This window comes from Streptomyces griseiscabiei, from assembly GCF_020010925.1.
GTDB lineage: Bacteria > Actinomycetota > Actinomycetes > Streptomycetales > Streptomycetaceae > Streptomyces > Streptomyces griseiscabiei.
In genome coordinates this window covers 17,623-32,376 of record NZ_JAGJBZ010000002.1, presented here as the reverse complement: position 1 = coordinate 32,376, position 14,754 = coordinate 17,623, and the positions used below count along the sequence as shown (strand labels likewise).

Here is a 14,754-nt window from a genome sequence, read left to right as displayed (position 1 = left end):
GGCCGTGGAAGCGGCTACCGTCTTCGGTCCCGTCTGAACGGCCGCGAACGGCGCTGAATGAGACGGAAACTGAGACGGACGGCGGGGCCGGGCTCGCTAGCATCTTCGCTGTTGGAGGGGGAGTCATGGCGTTGGTCCGCAAGGGATCACGACGGATCGTCGTCGACGGCACGGCCTACCGCTGGCGGCTGCGAGGCCGGCCGACGTACTGCCAGGGCTTGGCCTGGTCGCCGTGCACGTTCGCGGTCGAGCATGCAGACACCCCGGGTATGACGCTCGTGGTCACCACCAACCAACCGCACCCGAGTAACTGGTTCGGACGCGAGGCCACGGCTGTACTGCCGTCCGATGTTGCCCGGGCCATTCAGCTTGCTCTCCGTGCGGGTTGGACTCCGACGGCTCTGGGCTCCGCGTTCCACCTCGACGAATCCGCCGACTTCACGGCCTGGTCCTGAACGGAGCGGGGAGAGGCTGGCGCCTGTGCCTCAGCCGACGACAGTCAGCCACGATGGTGGGCGCTGCGACCCATCAGGCGCGCGTGTGCCTCGCTGCACCCCCACCGGCCTCAGCCACGCTGCCGCGTCGTCGACCAGAGCAAGCCGCGACGGCCGACCCGTGAACGTGACTGCTTGAGGGAACTTGGCTCTCAAACTCTCGGGTCGGAGAAGTGCGTTGCTCTTGCCTCTGCTACGGCGCTGACCTGTGCGAACGGTGAGCACTAGCCACTTCGGCAGACGTTAGACGCCACACTTCCTCTCGCTCGATTTCGCATGCCCGCACCAACATCTATCATGATGGGCTTTACGCATATGGGCCTCAGACAGGAGCTCTTTACCCTAGTCTCGTCTCACGATTTTTTAACCACTGAAGGGGGAGCGATGCCAGACCCGATCACGACCGGTGTTGTGTCTGCGGCAGGTTCAGCGGCAGGACGAGCGGCAGGGCCGTTGTTGCTTGGTGGGGTCCGCTCGCGTCTTGAGCGTCGTGCGATTAAGAAGCGGACTGCCGAGGTCGAGTTTCATGGCACAGGAGAAGTAGAACAGGCCATCGTGGACATTTCCATGGTCGACCGAGAAAAAACCCTCAAATTCATGAGGTCAGCCGAATTTGAGAACCTTTGCTTCCAAGTAGCAATTGCGGGGTGCATGCCAGAAAATCCTGACAGCCATCTGCAAGCACTGAAGGAAACTTTCGAAATCTCCCTGCGCAGGTATGCTGGCGTGGCGGATTCAAACATCAAGATGATTTCACAGGCTCTCTTTACGGAGATCGTGTCAATTTCTTGGCGGGAAGTAAATCGCCACCAGAAAGAAAGTGGCATCGCAAAGCGGGCTCTCACGCCCGAGATTATCTCATCACATATTGCGTCTGCGGCGCGAAATGCAGAAATCCACCGTAAGCTGGCAGATCTCTCGGAGGTTGATCTCTTTTCAGTGCGCCTTTCTCGACAAAGCGCTAAGGTGCACGGTCGAATCCGGCCAGCGCAAACCGAATCCGGCGCCCGGGTTGCGTTTGAAAGTCTATACGTTCCGCCGAATCTGAAGCTCGGAGAGGAAGATGATGAAGGACCATCCGATGTGCGAAACCTTCTCAAGCAGACTACTAGGCTAGTTATTCTCGGTGACCCTGGGGGTGGCAAGACAACACTGGCACTTAAGCTCACCCTGGATGTGGCTAGAGGACTAGGAACAGGGTCAGCTCTACAGACACCTCTGCGTGTTGTTCTTCGAGAATATGCTAGCCACTATAAAGCGAACCAAGAATCCATTATCCGTTTTCTCGAGAAGCAGTCTGAGGCGGTCTACTCAACACCTGCATCTGAAGGTGCCATCGAGTACCTTCTCTTGAACGGGCGAGCCGTTGTTGTATTCGACGGTTTGGATGAACTCACTGATACTAGCCTCCGCGAGACAATCGTCGATATTGTCGAAGCCTTCGCCCATGCGTATCCAACAACACCGATTCTCGTTACGTCCCGCCGAGTAGGCTATGAAATGGCCCCTCTGGACGAGAACATGTTCGCCGTGGCTCAACTTTCTCCTTTTGGTGGCATGCAGAAGCAGGAATATGTTCAGAAGTGGTTTTCCCAAGTTAAGGGATCAGTTGGCGATGGCGATATGTCTACCCGATTCTTGGTCGAATCATCTCACGCTTCGGACTTGACTTCTAACCCTCTTATGCTCGGGCTCATGTGCGCACTATATAGAGGGGAGGGGTACATTCCTAGAAACCGCCCGGACCTCTATCGGAGATGCTCAGAGTTTCTCTTTGAGAGGTGGGATGCGTCACGAGGGATCTCTGTCCAGAAGCCCTTTGAACAAGGCATCAGGTTCGCCATGTTCAGTCTGGCTCTGAGCATGCTGGATAATTCTGGAAGTAAGGGGGGAATGACCGAGAGGGAGCTAATTCGCTACACCTCTGACTATCTCTTGGGCCAGCAGTATGAGGACCGAGATAGCGCAGATGCTGCCGCTGAGGCGTTCGTTCAGTATTGCCGAGGACGGGCCTGGGTACTAACTGACGTCGGCACAAATCCAGACGGAGAACGGATTTACTCTTTCACCCACAGGACGTTTCTTGAGTACTTTTCTGCTAGACAACTAGTGCGAGATAGCGGAGGCGCTGATGCCCTGTACGTAAAGCTCCGAGATCATTTGATCGATGAATCCTGGGATGTGACTTCGCAGTTGGCTGTCCAGTTTCTGGATGAACGACTGGGGGATGCAGCCAATGACTTTGTTCGTCTAGCTCTGAACGACGCCCGCGGTTTGGAGAACTTTAAACAGAAGACGGCTTTGATTTCCTTCTGCGCTCGGCTCCTGGAATTCATGGCTCTCCGTCCTGCCATCGTACGTGAAATCGTATCCGAGCTTCAGGTGACTTGTAGTTTGCGGTCGCCTGCAAGGCGTGTAAGCCGACAAGATACTGACGCCCTCGTCAGCGCTTGGTCTGGAGTCAGCATGTGTACGCCTGAAATGAGGGGAGTTGCAGTTGACGAGCTCCTTAATTTCAAGCGTGATGCGCAGCTCAGTTATCATGATGTTACCTGGCAGATCTCTATGGTTGAATCAGTTCCGCACCATGCGAGCAGCGAGGTGCGGGATTTCTGGTCTCAGCAGGATCTTCGTAGCGCTCGAGAAATCAACCTGGCTGCGCTAGCTCGAACGGATAAGAGGGCTGCTGCTGCAGCTGTTCTCTTTGGCCTACTTGAAGTCGAAACTGCAATTTCATGGCACGGCGCTTCAGTTGCGACAATCCAAGGAATCAGCCCGCACACGGGCAGGCGCGGATCCCACAATCTGATCTCCGAACTCGCATATCCGAGAAAGCGATGGAATTACGAAGAGCGTGAGCGAATTTCCGGTGATGTGATTAACAAACTCATGGACGCGCAAACTCCCTGGATGTATGGCGAACAAAGCTTCAACTTCTATTCCATGGAGCTGGGTGAAGATAAAAACATGACAGCATGCATGCTGCTGAGCTGGATGCTCGGCATTGAAATGGAGTTTTCTGGCGAAGATTCCCCTGAGCGTGACAGTGAGGACGGGGAATCTAATTACGCTGACACTCACGCACTTTTCGCCTCTGTTGCGGAAATGCGCCGAAACGGCTCCCACGATCACCGTTTTGATAGCTGCAGCAGCGAACTTGATCCGCAATTCAGAGATTTCGTTTTGCGGTGGGCTAGAAGCGAATTTTCTTTGTCGACTCCGGAAGATGCTTGAGCTGGGAAAATGTCGGGTCCATGATCTTCGAGGGGCATGCCAAAGTGGTTGCATAGAGCCGGGCGAACGCCCGAGAGGGGGAATCTTCTGCATGCAGTCGCCAGCGCGCCGCCGGGTGGGCTCGCCGCTGGCGAAGACAGAGCGGCGAGCCCACCCGGCGGCGCGCGCCCGCGCTGTGCGCGGGCCTTGAACCAGTAGAGAAAGTTGTAACTCAGTCGGTCCGCTGGGCTTTGTCCGGTCCCGGGTGATGCTTGACACTTCGATCCCAGCTGATGGTTGACGGTGGCTGTGAGGCCTTTCTAAGCGCGCCATGGCCGCCTGTGGACAACCGGTTATTTAGGCCTTTGGCCAACCGCTAGTAGATGCGAACTCGCTGACAGCAACTCCGGGTAGGGCTCCGCCATCCGCGCCGCGGTCAGTGCCGATTCGAAGAGCGGCGAGTCGGTGAGAGGCTCCCCCGTGTGGCGTTCCGTTGCCGCCAGGAGGGACCAAGCCGGGCCTTCGATGCCGTAGACCCCGGCGGAGGTAAAACCGGCGGCGGCTACCTCTCCGAGCAGTTGGGCGCCGCTGTGGAAGTACGCCTTCGTGAACGCCTTTCTGCCGTCGTGGACCTGGGTGGCGAGGATGTTGGTGATGCTGTCGCGCAGGGGCTCCTTGTGGAGGTGGGCGAAGGCTGTGTGCTCGAAGAGGGAGGCGTAGCGGTTGATGCCGGCCGCGGCGAGGAGGCCGCCCGGTTTGAGTACGCGGTAGGCCTCGGCGAGGGCACGGTCGCGGTCGGTGCGGTCGGGAAGGTGGTAGAGGGGGCCCAGGAGGAGGACGACGTCGTACGAGGCGTCCGGAGACGTGAGGTGGCGGGCGTCGCCCAACTCCGCTGTGGCGCCGACCCGTTCGGCCTGGGACAAGTGGCGGGGGATCGGGTCGATGAGGTGGACTTCGTAGCCGTCGGCCACCAGCCAGCGCGCGTGGGTGCCGGGGCCGCCGCCCACGTCGAGGATGCGGGCGGGTGGGGGCGGCAGGTGACGGCGTAGCAGTTCCTGGGTGCGGACCAGTTCCAGGTGTCCGTCAGCCGTCGTGGACAGGCGGTCGGACTCGTCGATCGTCTCCGTGTAGAACCTCACGATCTCCGGCGCTACCTCAGGGCTCGTCATACGGGCATTCTGGTGGCGAACCGGTGGACCAGTCCAGTGATCGGAAGCGAGACACCCATGCCGCAGCTGAAGTACGAGCAGATCGCCGAGGATCTACGCACCCGGATCGCGAACGGCGAGTTCGGTCCCGGGAGCCTGCTTCCGTCCGGACGCGATCTGGCCGAGCAGTGGGATGTGTCCAGAGCCACCGTCGTCAAGGCGTACGACGTTCTGCGCAACGACGGCCTTGTCAGCGCTCGGCAGGGTGCGGGGTTCGTCGTCGCCGAAACCCCCGTCGCCCGGCCCGCCGGCGCCCGCCGTGCCGACTCCACCCGGGTCACAGGTGGTGCCCCGTACCGACGCATCGGTGTCCCCGACCGTACGGTGCCGCCGCCCCACGTCGCGGCAGCGCTGGAGTTGAAGTCGGGCGAGGAAGCACTGCGGAGAATCCGGCTCGTGTTGCTCGACGACGGCTCCCCACACACGCTCGTGACTGCCTGGTTTCCGGCCGCCATCGCTGACGCCGCCCCGCGTCTGGCGCTGAAGGGGCCCATCGCCGAGGGGACCACGCACTACGTGCGGCGCGAGACAGGTCGTATGCCGGTGGAGGGAACTGACACGACGACGGTGCGACTGGCCGACAGCGATGAGGCCCAGTTGCTCGAAGTGGAGCAACCGGCCGCGGTCGCCGTCGTACTGCACGTGGCCTTCGACCAGGATCACCGGCCGCTCGTCTGCGAAGTGGGAGTGACGGCCTCTCATGTGTTCGAGCAGGTCGACAACTACCCCATGCGGTAGGGAATCTGGCGTTTCGCTTGACTGGACCGGTCCACCGGTCCAGTCTTTTTTTGGGCCAACGCCACCCCCGCAACAGGCACGGCAGACCCCGGCGACCACCCGCACACGGTCGCGGGGCATGGCCGATCCGACCTGACAAGGAGACCGACGATGCACCTTCTGTCACGGGCACTCGTACGAGTGAGGGCCGCGCTCTTCGGGCCACCTGAACCTGAATCCGACCGTGCGGCCCACGAACCCGTAACCGCACCGACCACCGCCCCAAGCACACCCACCAACCACCCTTCCCCCGAGATGTGGGCCGCCTTCCTCGCCAGCGCTCGGCGCCGCAGAGGCCGAGCCCGCACCCGATGTCCGTGGCCGCGCACCGAACTGCCGGACATCAGCGCCGAGGACATCGCCAGCACCCTCGTCGGCGCGTACATCCTGACTCCCGAGGTGCGCCAACAAGCCAGGCAGGCACGTCAGTTCACGGAGGTGATCTGATGATCGGCGAACAGGAGCAGGAACGGGGACGGGTCCAGGGCGTCACCCGGCGCGCCGAGATTCCCATGCTTCGCGCCTACCGGCTGTGGTTCGAGCACACCCGTAAGTGCACCGATGGCTGCAAGGGTCGCCCCAAGGCCCAGGACGGGTGCGGGGAGGGGCGGCGGCTTTGGGGCGCGTACCGTCTCGCCCGCATCGGGAGGGGCAGGGAGACGCCATGAGGTGGAGCATCGAGCGCACGCCCGAGCGGCCGGTACGGCGCACCGGCGACGGTCATCTCGCCGTACCGCTACGGGTGACTCGTACCGGTGGAGACCCGACGGACACCGAGCTGCCCCTCACCCTCGCCGAGGCCGAGCACCTGCACGCCGCCCTCTGCCGCGCCCTCGACGGCGAGCCTGTGCCCCTGGCCGCGCCGGACTGCCGTCAGTCCGTTCAAGTCTCGCCCGGTGCCGCTCGCATCGTCGGTCGAGCCTGACCGACATGGGGACGATCAGGCAGGAGGCCGAGGATGTGGGCCCCTGAGCCGGACCTAGAGCTGGTCCTGCCACCACGGCACGCCTCGGTTGTCGACCTGGATCGCTCGTGCTCGCCGCAGAATCCTGTCGTCGAGGGCCGTCACGAGCAGGCGTAGCTCGCGTGCGCTCTTCGTCGGCAGGGCGTTCAGTACGGCTTCGAGGTGGTCGCGGAAGTAGCCCACGTCGCAACAGCCGGGGAGGCCGCACCGGTTGGCCGTCTCCGGGGCCGCGAGGTCCCGGAGTGGGCCGTGGGCGAGCCTCTTCCAGTGCCAGAACGCCTCCGCTGTCGCGTCGGGGAGGAAGCGGGCGCGTTCGAGGCGGCGCAGGGCGGCCATGCAGGAGCCTGACAGGCCGTCGATGGATGGATACAGGCGTCGGTTGGTCCGGCGGACTCGACGCTCGTCCCGCAGGACGGACGGGCGCCTACGCGGCACTGCCCCTTTGGTTGTCGGTCATGGCAACAAGGTACAGAGCCGCGCGGCAGCCGGCCATCGCTCAGGGCATCAGCCCTCAGAGCATTGACACTCAGGGCATGGAGGACAGCGGCACCGAGAACAGGACGCGTTCGCGGACGACCTTCGACTGCCAGCCCGCAACCGCTTCGTCGATCCACTTCCCCGACGCGTTCGCGGCCCATTCCGTCTGGCTCCAGACCGTCTTGCCGTTCCACCAGAGGGACATGCCCTGCGAGTGGGCCGCCCAGCAGGCTCCGGACGAGTCCGTGCCCGTGCAGCTCGTCGTCGTTCTGCCCTGGGTGTCGCGGTTGTAGTAGACGCCCTGCTGGCCCGGGCCGCCGCGGTGCTTGGGCAGGTACCAGGACCGCTTGCCCGTGGCCGGGTCGGTGTACCAGAGCGCCCCCTGCACACCGGACATGTCGGCGGTGTACATCTCCGAGACCTTGGCGTACCCGGAGGCGTCCACCTCCAGGGGCATTCCGGCCTCGGACGGTGCGGCCAGGCGGTAGCTCCAGGTGCGGCCGATCTTCGGGGCGCTGGAGGAGTGCCACTCGTTGAGGACGATGCTGTCCGGCGTGGCGCTCCGGTCGACCGACATGGAGGCGGCGCAGGCGATTCCCGAGGCCGTGCCGCAGCCGCCGTTCATCAGACCGTAGGAGCCGATCGCCGGCATGACGTACTGATATCCGTGGGCCGAGTATCCGCCGCTCACTCTGCCGATGGCGTCGTCGTTGACCGTCGCCTGCAGAATGTGCTTCATGGAGAAGACGAAGAGGGCGTTGTCGCGTGAGTCTTCCCCCTTCGCCGTGATCATCAATTTGTCGCCGAACCAGGCCATTCCACCGATGTTGGCGCCGAGATTGTCGAAGTTGGCGCCGCCTTCGGTGGGCACCACGAGCAGAACCCAGCGGTACTTCATCGCGGACGGGTCATTCGCGTCGATGAACGCCACGCGCGTCAGGTTGCGGCTGTTGGGATACTTCGTCTTCGACGGGTCGTACTCGTCGAAGAATCCGGTGTCGTTGGACTTCCACCCCGAGAGAATCACCTTGTTGGTCCCCCACAGACCGTCGTTGTCGGCGTCGCCGGACGAGGTCAGACCCTGCGGGAGCCAGCGCTGTGTGATCGCGTCGCCGGTGTCCCAGCAGTAGCCGGAGGAATAGCCGGGCTTGACGGGGAGCGCTTTGGCCTCTCTTGCCGCGCACTGGCCCGAATTGACCGACTTCATGGGGTGATTGGCGCTGGCGAGTACATCGCCGACTCCGACATTGGGAAGTCGGGAGTCCAGCTCTGCGATGGTGGCGGTTGAGACCCGTCGCTCCAGCAGCCGGTGTTTCGTCAGTTCGGCGGAGTCGGTCACTTTTCTGACCTCGTCGTACACATCGGCGGCCTGGGACACACCGCCGCTCGCCACCAGCAGAAGCGCTCCTGCGGCGGCGGACATTATCCGCGCGAATTTCCTGGTTGCAGATTTCGTTGCAGATTTCGTTGCCGATTTCGCTGCCGATTTCGCTGCAGATATCACGATTCCCCCGTCATCCGACAACTCACTCACGAACGGCCATCAGACCATCGCGCGAAATTGCTGTCAACGCATTCCTGCCAGCCGGTAGACCGCTCCCGGAGACGCCTGTTCAGCCGCCGTGGTGGACCGGTGGCCGGCCCGGGGTCTCGCCCGGTTCGAGGACGACGAACTGGCCCATCAGGTTCTGGTCCTCGTGGTAGAGCAGATGGCAGTGGTACATGTACGGCGTCCGCCGGTCGGCGTGGTCGCGGAAGCGGAGGGCGAGGCGGACGGGGGTGTTGGGCGGGGTGTAGACGGTGTCCTTCCAGCCGCGCAGGGTCTCCGGGGGCGGTTCGCCGCCGATGGTCAGCACCTGGAACTGGACGTCGTGGACATGGAAGTTGTGCGGTACGCCGTCGTTGGCGGTGACCTCCCAGATCTCCGTGGTGTCCTTGGTGACGGCGAAGTCGACGCGGGCCATGTCCATGCCCCGGCCGTTGATCCGGTTGCCGGAGAGTTCGAAGGCGCGGGTCGCCGCGACCTTCGATGTGTCGATCCGGGGCGCGTCGGCGAGCCGTTCGGGCAGGGGCGCCGAGGGTTCCAGGCGGTCCGCGGCCCGGAGTTCGAGGATGTCGAGGGTGTCGTCGCCGCCGGCGAAACGGCGGTTCCAGGGGTCGAGGCCGAGCCGGGGCGGACGGCTGCGCAGCACGATCCGCTCACCCGGTTCCGGGGACACGACGATCTCGGCGCGCTCCCCGGGCGACAACTGCACCTCGTCCGTCCGGTACGGCTCGGCCAGCAGCCCGCCATCCGTAGCGACCAGCGCGAACGGGCGGTCGTCGGCCAGTCCGAAGCGGTAGACCCGGGTGCTGGAGGCGTTGAGCAGCCGCAGCCGCACCTGCCGGGTGGTGACGTCCAGGTAGGGCGCGAGGGTGCCGTTGACACAGACGGTGTCGCCGACCGGGCCCGCTCCGCTCATCGTCGGGCCGGACTCGTCGAGTTGGTTGTCGTCGTGGAACCGTTTGTCCTGGACGACGACCGGGAAGTCGTCGACGCCGTACCGGTCGGGCAGGCCGCGCGGTCCGGGCGTCGGCTCGTCGACGACGAAGAGGCCGGCGACGCCCCGGTAGACGTGCCGGGTGGTCCGCTCGTGCGGATGCGGGTGGTACCAGAGCGTGGCCGCCGGCTGGTCGATCCGCCAGGTGGGCGACCAGGTGCGGCCCGGCTCGATCGGCTGGTGCGGTCCCCCGTCCATGGCGGCGGGCAGATGCATTCCGTGCCAGTGCAGGCTGGTGGCCTCCGGGAGGTCGTTGCGCACCCGCAGCAGGACGGTCTCGCCCCCGGCCGCGCGCAGGGTCGGTCCGAGATAGGCGCCGTTGACGCCCCAGGTCCGGGTCGCCCGCCCCGGCCGGAACCGGTGCCTGCCGGGAGCGATCCGCAGATCGAAGACCCGGCGGCCTGCGTCGTCACGGCGCCCGCGATCGAGCGGCGGTATGGCGAGCCGGTTGGTGAAGGCGAGCTTTCCGGCGGTGTCGAGGTCCGCGCCCGCCCAGAGGTACGCCAGACCGCCCCCGGCAGCGGCGGCGATGGCCGGGACCCCGATCAGGCCCAGCTTCAGCAGGGTCCGGCGGTCGATACGCCGTCCGCCCGTCGGACGTCCACCCGCCGGACTTCCCCCCGTCAGCCGTCCACCCACCGGACGCCCGCCCGTCGGACTTCCACCCGCCGGACTTCCCCCCGTCGGACGTCCACCCATCAGTCGCCCACCTATCAGACGGTCCCCCATCAGCCGATCCCCCTTCAGCCGGTCCCCCATCAGACGCCCACCGGCTGGTCCCAGTCGATGTGGTGGTCGTACATCCAGGCATGCGCCCGGGGGTTGGCGAAGAACCGCAGCGCCACGGGCATCATGAGGTCGCGCAGGGCCCGGGCGACGGGGCCCGCGGTCTTGCTGTCGGACAGGGTCCGGGAGTACGCCACCACCTTCTCCACCCGGGGGCGGCGCAGACGCTCGTACGTGGTGAACGCCGTGGCGGTGTCGGGCGCGTCGCGCAGGCACTGGGCGAGGACGACGGCGTCCTCCATGGCCATCGAGGCGCCCTGGCCGGCGGACGGCGAGGTGGCGTGCACGGCGTCGCCGATCAGCGCCGCCGGACCGCGGTGCCAGACCGGGCTGGTGGGGATGTCGTGCACCGGGTAGGCGCCGATCTCGCCGACGGTGTGGTCGAGGATGCGCCGCACGACGGGGGTGTCGTCGGCGAAGAGGCCGGTCAGCTCGCTCCGCCACCGGTCGGAGGTCATGGCGGCCAGGTCCCGCCGGGTCGGCTCCTGCGGGCGGTGGAGGTTCGCGAACCAGTAGGTCTCGCCGGTCTCGCGGACCAGGTAGCCGAAGAACGCCCGCCTGCCGAAGACCAGATGCTGGGTGTCGGTGGTGGGGGCCAGCCCGGTGCCGTCGCTGTATCCGCCGACGCTGAGCAGACCGGTGAAGCGGGGCGCGGGCGCGTCGGGGTCGAGGAGTCCCCGGGTGCGGGAGTGGATGCCGTCGGCGCCGATGAGCAGGTCGCCGCCGGCCTCGGTGCCGTCGGTGAACCGGGCGACCACCCCGGTGGGCAGCGCCCGGTAGCTGTCGAGGCGCTTGCCGTAGGCGATGGGGACGCCCTGGTCGTGGGCCTCCTCGCGCAGGGCCCGCTGCAGTTCGCCGCGCCGGAGGCAGAGGCTGACCGTGCCGTCCGGCAGCGTGGTGCCGTTGGCGACCTCGCCGAGCCGCTTTCCGGAGCCGCTCGACAGGATCATGCGCGGGATCGGGACGCCGTCCACCCGCTGGGCGAGGTCGACGCCGATGGCGCGCAGCGCGTCGAGTCCGTTGGAGGCGGTGTTCAGGAACGACCCCACGTAGTCGTCGGGCCGGTCGTACGCCTCGTGGACCAGTGGCTCGAAGCCCGCGCGCCGCAGCGCCAGGGCCATGGTCAGGCCCCCGATCCCCCCGCCGATGATCAGTACTCTCGTCATGACTCTCGTCATTGTGGCTCCGCCCCCTCGGTGCTAGCATGGTGACGCTAAGTTATTTAGTTCGCACGAACGAAATGTATGAGGAGGGTGGCACGGGTGTCAAGCGACGCTGATCGGCGCGGCGAACTCCTTGCCTCGCTGCACCAGGCGGGCCGCGAGCACAGCAACGCGGCAGTGATGTTCCACGCCGCCGTCGGCGCCCGTATGGGCCTGGGCATGACCGAGGAAAAGACCCTCGACCTGCTGGAGCGGGAGGGGCCGCTGACCTCGGGAGAGATCGCCGCACGCACCGGTCTGGCGCCCGCGTCGGTGAGCGGGCTGGTCGACCGGCTGGAGCGCAAGGGCTTCGTCCGCCGGACCCGTGACAGCGTCGACGGGCGCCGGGTGATCGTCGAGATCGAACGGGAGCATGTGGCGAGCTTCGGCCCGCTGTTCGCCGATTTCGTCACCGGTCTGGAAGCCCTGTACGCCGGGTACACCGACGAGCAGCTCGCCGTGATCCTCGACTTCCTCCGCCGGTCGGCCGCGATCCAGCAGCGGGCCACGGGCACGCTCACCGGGCAGAGCTGAACGCCCGCACCACACCCCACCGCACATGAGACGGCCCCGTACCCGGCGGACATCCGCCGAATACGGGGCCATGGGACCTGAAGCGAGCCGTCAGCGGCGCTTCACATCCGCCTTTCCACAGGCCAGACCGTCCTTGTCGCGGTCCAGCTTCAGCGGATCGTCCTTGCCGTTGACCTTCAGACGGCCGTAGTCGTTCTCCTTCAGCCACGCGCAGCGCGCGGCCGTCGTGTTCGTGACCTCGTCCGGGAAGACCGTCGGCACACACACGTTGGCCGTGCCGTAGTGGCGGTCGCAGCCGGAGATCGTCGGGCTGACCTTCTTGGACTTCGCCTTCTTCCCCGGGCCCGTGGTCTTGCCCTTCGGGGACTCGGCGAACTCGTGGACATGGGCCGAGGGAGCCTCACCGGAGGCTTCGGCGAGGGCGGAGGGGCCCTGGAGGTGGACCCATTCCGCCACCGACGGGACACCGTTCGCGTCGACCGCGAAGAGCATGTACCAGCCGGGCGGGGCCAGGTTGGGGTTGCTCGTCACGTTCAGGTCGACGTTGTTGCCGTCGACCGACAAGGGGAGATCCACGAAGCGCTGGTTCGGGTCGGAGGAGTGGGTCACCGCGGCCGGGCGGATCAGTTCCGCCTTGGCGATGGGCCGGTCCACCGTGATGCGCTGCGTGTCGCCGTACACCCACTCCTTGTCGATCACCGAGGTGATGTCCGGGCGGTCGCCCTTCAGCAGGTACGGCGGGGTGTAGATCGACACGTCGTGGTTCCAGGAGCCGTTGCCCGGGTTGTCACCCGTGGTCATGACACGGCCGTCCGGGAGCAGGAAGGCGGACGAGTGGTAGCCGCGCTCCTCCGGGTCCGTCGCCACCGGGTCGAACGTGTTCGTGGCCGGGTCGTAGAGCGACGTCTCGTAGACCGGGTCGGCGCGGTTGTGCAGGGCGCCGCCCGTCTCCAGGACCTTGCCGTCGGGGAGGAGCACCGCCGAGACGTACATCTTGCCCTGGTTGCCTGTCTGCGCGACCTTTCCGTTGCCCAGGTCGACCGTGCCCTGCGGGATCGGCGGGCCCGCCACGTACGCGGGGTTCGCGGCCTTGAGGTCGATGACGTCCGTGAGGCGGTTCGCCTCGGGGTTCGACTCGATGTTGCCGCCGCCGATCGTCAGGACCTTCTGGTCCTGGGCGGGCGGCAGCAGCACGCTCGCGGACTGGTCGCGCTCGTCCTTCCGCTGCAGGCCCGGGATCTGGGTGACCGTGTTGGCGTCGTAGTCGTAGATCGCCGACCCCGTGCCGGGGATGTTGTTGCCGAAGACATGGCTGCCGGAGTAGAAGAGGCGGCCGTCCTGCATCAGGATCATCGACGGGTACAGACCCCAGTACGACCAGGTCTGGTTGACCTTCCACAGCGGCTGCCACTGCTGCTCGGCGTCCGACCACAGCTCGGCCGTCACCGAACCCGTGGAGTCCTCGCGCAGACCGCCGAACGAGATGACATCACCGTTGCCGAGGATCGTCGCCGACGGATACCAGTGGCCGTCGTTCATGTCGTTGGTCTTGCTGTACGTCTCCGTCACCGGGTCGAAGATGTACGAGTCCTTGTAGCCCTCGTAGCCGTGCGAGCCGTTGGCCGCCGGGTACGCCTTGTTGCCGCTCATGACGAGGACCCGGCCGTCGTCCAGCTGGACATGGCCCGCGCAGAACATGTCGTCGGGCGTGGGGATCTGCTTGTACGTGCCGTTCACCGGGTCGTACACGGCCGAGGTGAAGGTGCCCGCCTCGAACATCTCCTCGCTGTTGCCGGAGCCGGCGATCAGCAGCACCTTGCCGTTGTTGAGGACGACGGAGTGCATGGAGCGGACGGGGTTCTGGGTGGGCAGCACGTCCCAGCGGCCGTTGAGGCACTCGTCCGCCGTGCCCGTGCACTCCGGTTCGGGGACGGGGTCGGCGACGACGTCCATCGTGTAGTCGTCGGTGGTGAGGGAGCCGGTGCCGTAGACGGAGGCGCCCCAGGTGATGCGGTCGGTGCCCGCCGGGATCTCGGGGGTGCGGACCGTCGCCTCGGTCCAACTGCCCGCCATCTCCAGCGTCTTGAGGTCCGTCCAGTACTGCCAGCCGGCCGTGGTGTCGTGCCGGAAGACGGTGACGGAGGTGTCCGGGGTCGTCGACTTGTACCAGAGGGACAGGTCGTACTGCTTGCCCACCGCGACCGACGGCGCGCAGGCCGCCGACTCGGTGATCAGGGCCTTGCGGTCGCCGGAGACCCGGCGGGTCAGCTCGACCTTCATGGCCTTGGCGCCGGTGTGGGCGTCGGACGTGGTGGTGAAGGAGAAGTCGTTGTCGCCCCAGCCCGACTTCTCCCAGCAGTACGGCATGTCGTCACCGCCGGCCGTCTCGAAGCCGGGGTTCTGGATGAGGTTGGCGGCGGACGCGGGCTGGGGTGAGATCAGCAGGAGGCCGGAGGCGAGTGCTCCGACCGCCAGCAGGGCGGTTCTGCGTCTGACCCTCGGTCTCGGTCTCGGTCCGGGTCTGTTTCCGTGTCCGACCCAGACCGCCAAGCGGCCCGT

Annotated in this window: 12 protein-coding genes; 6 read left to right on the top strand and 6 right to left on the bottom strand. The window is 65.6% G+C overall.

From position 1 onward, the window contains the following. Positions 1–125 precede the first annotated feature (125 nt). On the top strand, positions 126–455 hold the full coding sequence (locus tag J8M51_RS17750) for a hypothetical protein (protein ID WP_086752648.1): 330 nt from the start codon (positions 126–128) through the stop codon (positions 453–455). A 423-nt stretch (positions 456–878) separates the two neighbouring features. Next, positions 879–3,728, top strand: coding sequence for an NACHT domain-containing protein (locus tag J8M51_RS17745; protein WP_179202892.1), 2,850 nt, complete (start codon positions 879–881; stop codon positions 3,726–3,728). 332 nt (positions 3,729–4,060) lie between these two features. Here the strand turns inward: J8M51_RS17745 and J8M51_RS17740 are convergent, their stop codons facing one another. Continuing rightward, positions 4,061–4,876, bottom strand: coding sequence for a class I SAM-dependent methyltransferase (locus J8M51_RS17740; protein WP_086752649.1), 816 nt, complete (start codon positions 4,874–4,876; stop codon positions 4,061–4,063). Between the two features lie 57 nt (positions 4,877–4,933). Here J8M51_RS17740 and J8M51_RS17735 point away from each other — a divergent pair, with 57 nt between their 5' ends. The 3 genes from J8M51_RS17735 (at position 4,934) to J8M51_RS17725 (ending at position 6,617) form a co-directional block, all read left to right on the top strand. After that, entirely contained in the window at positions 4,934–5,653 is a 720-nt protein-coding gene (locus tag J8M51_RS17735) for a GntR family transcriptional regulator (protein ID WP_086752651.1), read from the top strand. A 294-nt stretch (positions 5,654–5,947) separates the two neighbouring features. Beyond that, complete coding sequence (locus tag J8M51_RS17730; protein ID WP_086752653.1) at positions 5,948–6,139, top strand: hypothetical protein; 192 nt, start codon at positions 5,948–5,950, stop codon at positions 6,137–6,139. Between the two features lie 217 nt (positions 6,140–6,356). Continuing rightward, on the top strand, positions 6,357–6,617 hold the full coding sequence (locus J8M51_RS17725) for a hypothetical protein (RefSeq protein WP_086752657.1): 261 nt from the start codon (positions 6,357–6,359) through the stop codon (positions 6,615–6,617). A 54-nt stretch (positions 6,618–6,671) separates the two neighbouring features. Here the strand turns inward: J8M51_RS17725 and J8M51_RS17720 are convergent, their stop codons facing one another. The 4 genes from J8M51_RS17720 to J8M51_RS17705 all read right to left on the bottom strand — a co-directional run bounded on the left by J8M51_RS17720 (position 6,672) and on the right by J8M51_RS17705 (position 11,625). Next, positions 6,672–6,992 carry a hypothetical protein gene (locus tag J8M51_RS17720; protein ID WP_086752658.1) on the bottom strand — a complete coding sequence of 107 codons (321 nt, stop codon included), beginning with the start codon at positions 6,990–6,992 and terminating at the stop codon, positions 6,672–6,674. A 190-nt stretch (positions 6,993–7,182) separates the two neighbouring features. Next, positions 7,183–8,556 carry a hypothetical protein gene (locus tag J8M51_RS17715; protein WP_086752659.1) on the bottom strand — a complete coding sequence of 458 codons (1,374 nt, stop codon included), beginning with the start codon at positions 8,554–8,556 and terminating at the stop codon, positions 7,183–7,185. 190 nt (positions 8,557–8,746) lie between these two features. Continuing rightward, on the bottom strand, positions 8,747–10,312 hold the full coding sequence (locus J8M51_RS17710) for a multicopper oxidase family protein (RefSeq protein ID WP_256964050.1): 1,566 nt from the start codon (positions 10,310–10,312) through the stop codon (positions 8,747–8,749). A 119-nt stretch (positions 10,313–10,431) separates the two neighbouring features. Beyond that, a complete protein-coding gene (locus tag J8M51_RS17705; RefSeq protein ID WP_086752660.1) occupies positions 10,432–11,625 on the bottom strand; it encodes an FAD-dependent oxidoreductase in 1,194 nt (397 codons plus the stop codon). A 96-nt stretch (positions 11,626–11,721) separates the two neighbouring features. Between J8M51_RS17705 and J8M51_RS17700 the strand changes: the two genes are divergently transcribed. Continuing rightward, positions 11,722–12,195, top strand: coding sequence for a MarR family winged helix-turn-helix transcriptional regulator (locus J8M51_RS17700; RefSeq protein ID WP_256964051.1), 474 nt, complete (start codon positions 11,722–11,724; stop codon positions 12,193–12,195). A 90-nt stretch (positions 12,196–12,285) separates the two neighbouring features. On the opposite strand, the gene J8M51_RS17695 is transcribed toward J8M51_RS17700, so the two are convergent. Continuing rightward, the gene (locus J8M51_RS17695; protein WP_179202894.1) at positions 12,286–14,745 is read right to left on the bottom strand and encodes a galactose oxidase-like domain-containing protein; all 2,460 of its coding nucleotides are present in this window, start codon (positions 14,743–14,745) and stop codon (positions 12,286–12,288) included. Between the last annotated feature and the right edge of the window lie 9 nt (positions 14,746–14,754).

Bases quoted from the DNA above. Each gene is read 5' to 3' on its own strand.
- J8M51_RS17750 (WP_086752648.1), top strand. From the start codon at position 126: ATGGCGTTGGTCCGCAAGGGATCACGACGGATCGTCGTCGACGGCACG.
- J8M51_RS17745 (WP_179202892.1), top strand. From the start codon at position 879: ATGCCAGACCCGATCACGACCGGTGTTGTGTCTGCGGCAGGTTCAGCG.
- J8M51_RS17740 (WP_086752649.1), bottom strand. From the start codon at position 4,876: ATGACGAGCCCTGAGGTAGCGCCGGAGATCGTGAGGTTCTACACGGAG.
- J8M51_RS17735 (WP_086752651.1), top strand. From the start codon at position 4,934: ATGCCGCAGCTGAAGTACGAGCAGATCGCCGAGGATCTACGCACCCGG.
- J8M51_RS17730 (WP_086752653.1), top strand. From the start codon at position 5,948: ATGTGGGCCGCCTTCCTCGCCAGCGCTCGGCGCCGCAGAGGCCGAGCC.
- J8M51_RS17725 (WP_086752657.1), top strand. From the start codon at position 6,357: ATGAGGTGGAGCATCGAGCGCACGCCCGAGCGGCCGGTACGGCGCACC.
- J8M51_RS17720 (WP_086752658.1), bottom strand. From the start codon at position 6,992: ATGGCCGCCCTGCGCCGCCTCGAACGCGCCCGCTTCCTCCCCGACGCG.
- J8M51_RS17715 (WP_086752659.1), bottom strand. From the start codon at position 8,556: ATGTCCGCCGCCGCAGGAGCGCTTCTGCTGGTGGCGAGCGGCGGTGTG.
- J8M51_RS17705 (WP_086752660.1), bottom strand. From the start codon at position 11,625: ATGACGAGAGTACTGATCATCGGCGGGGGGATCGGGGGCCTGACCATG.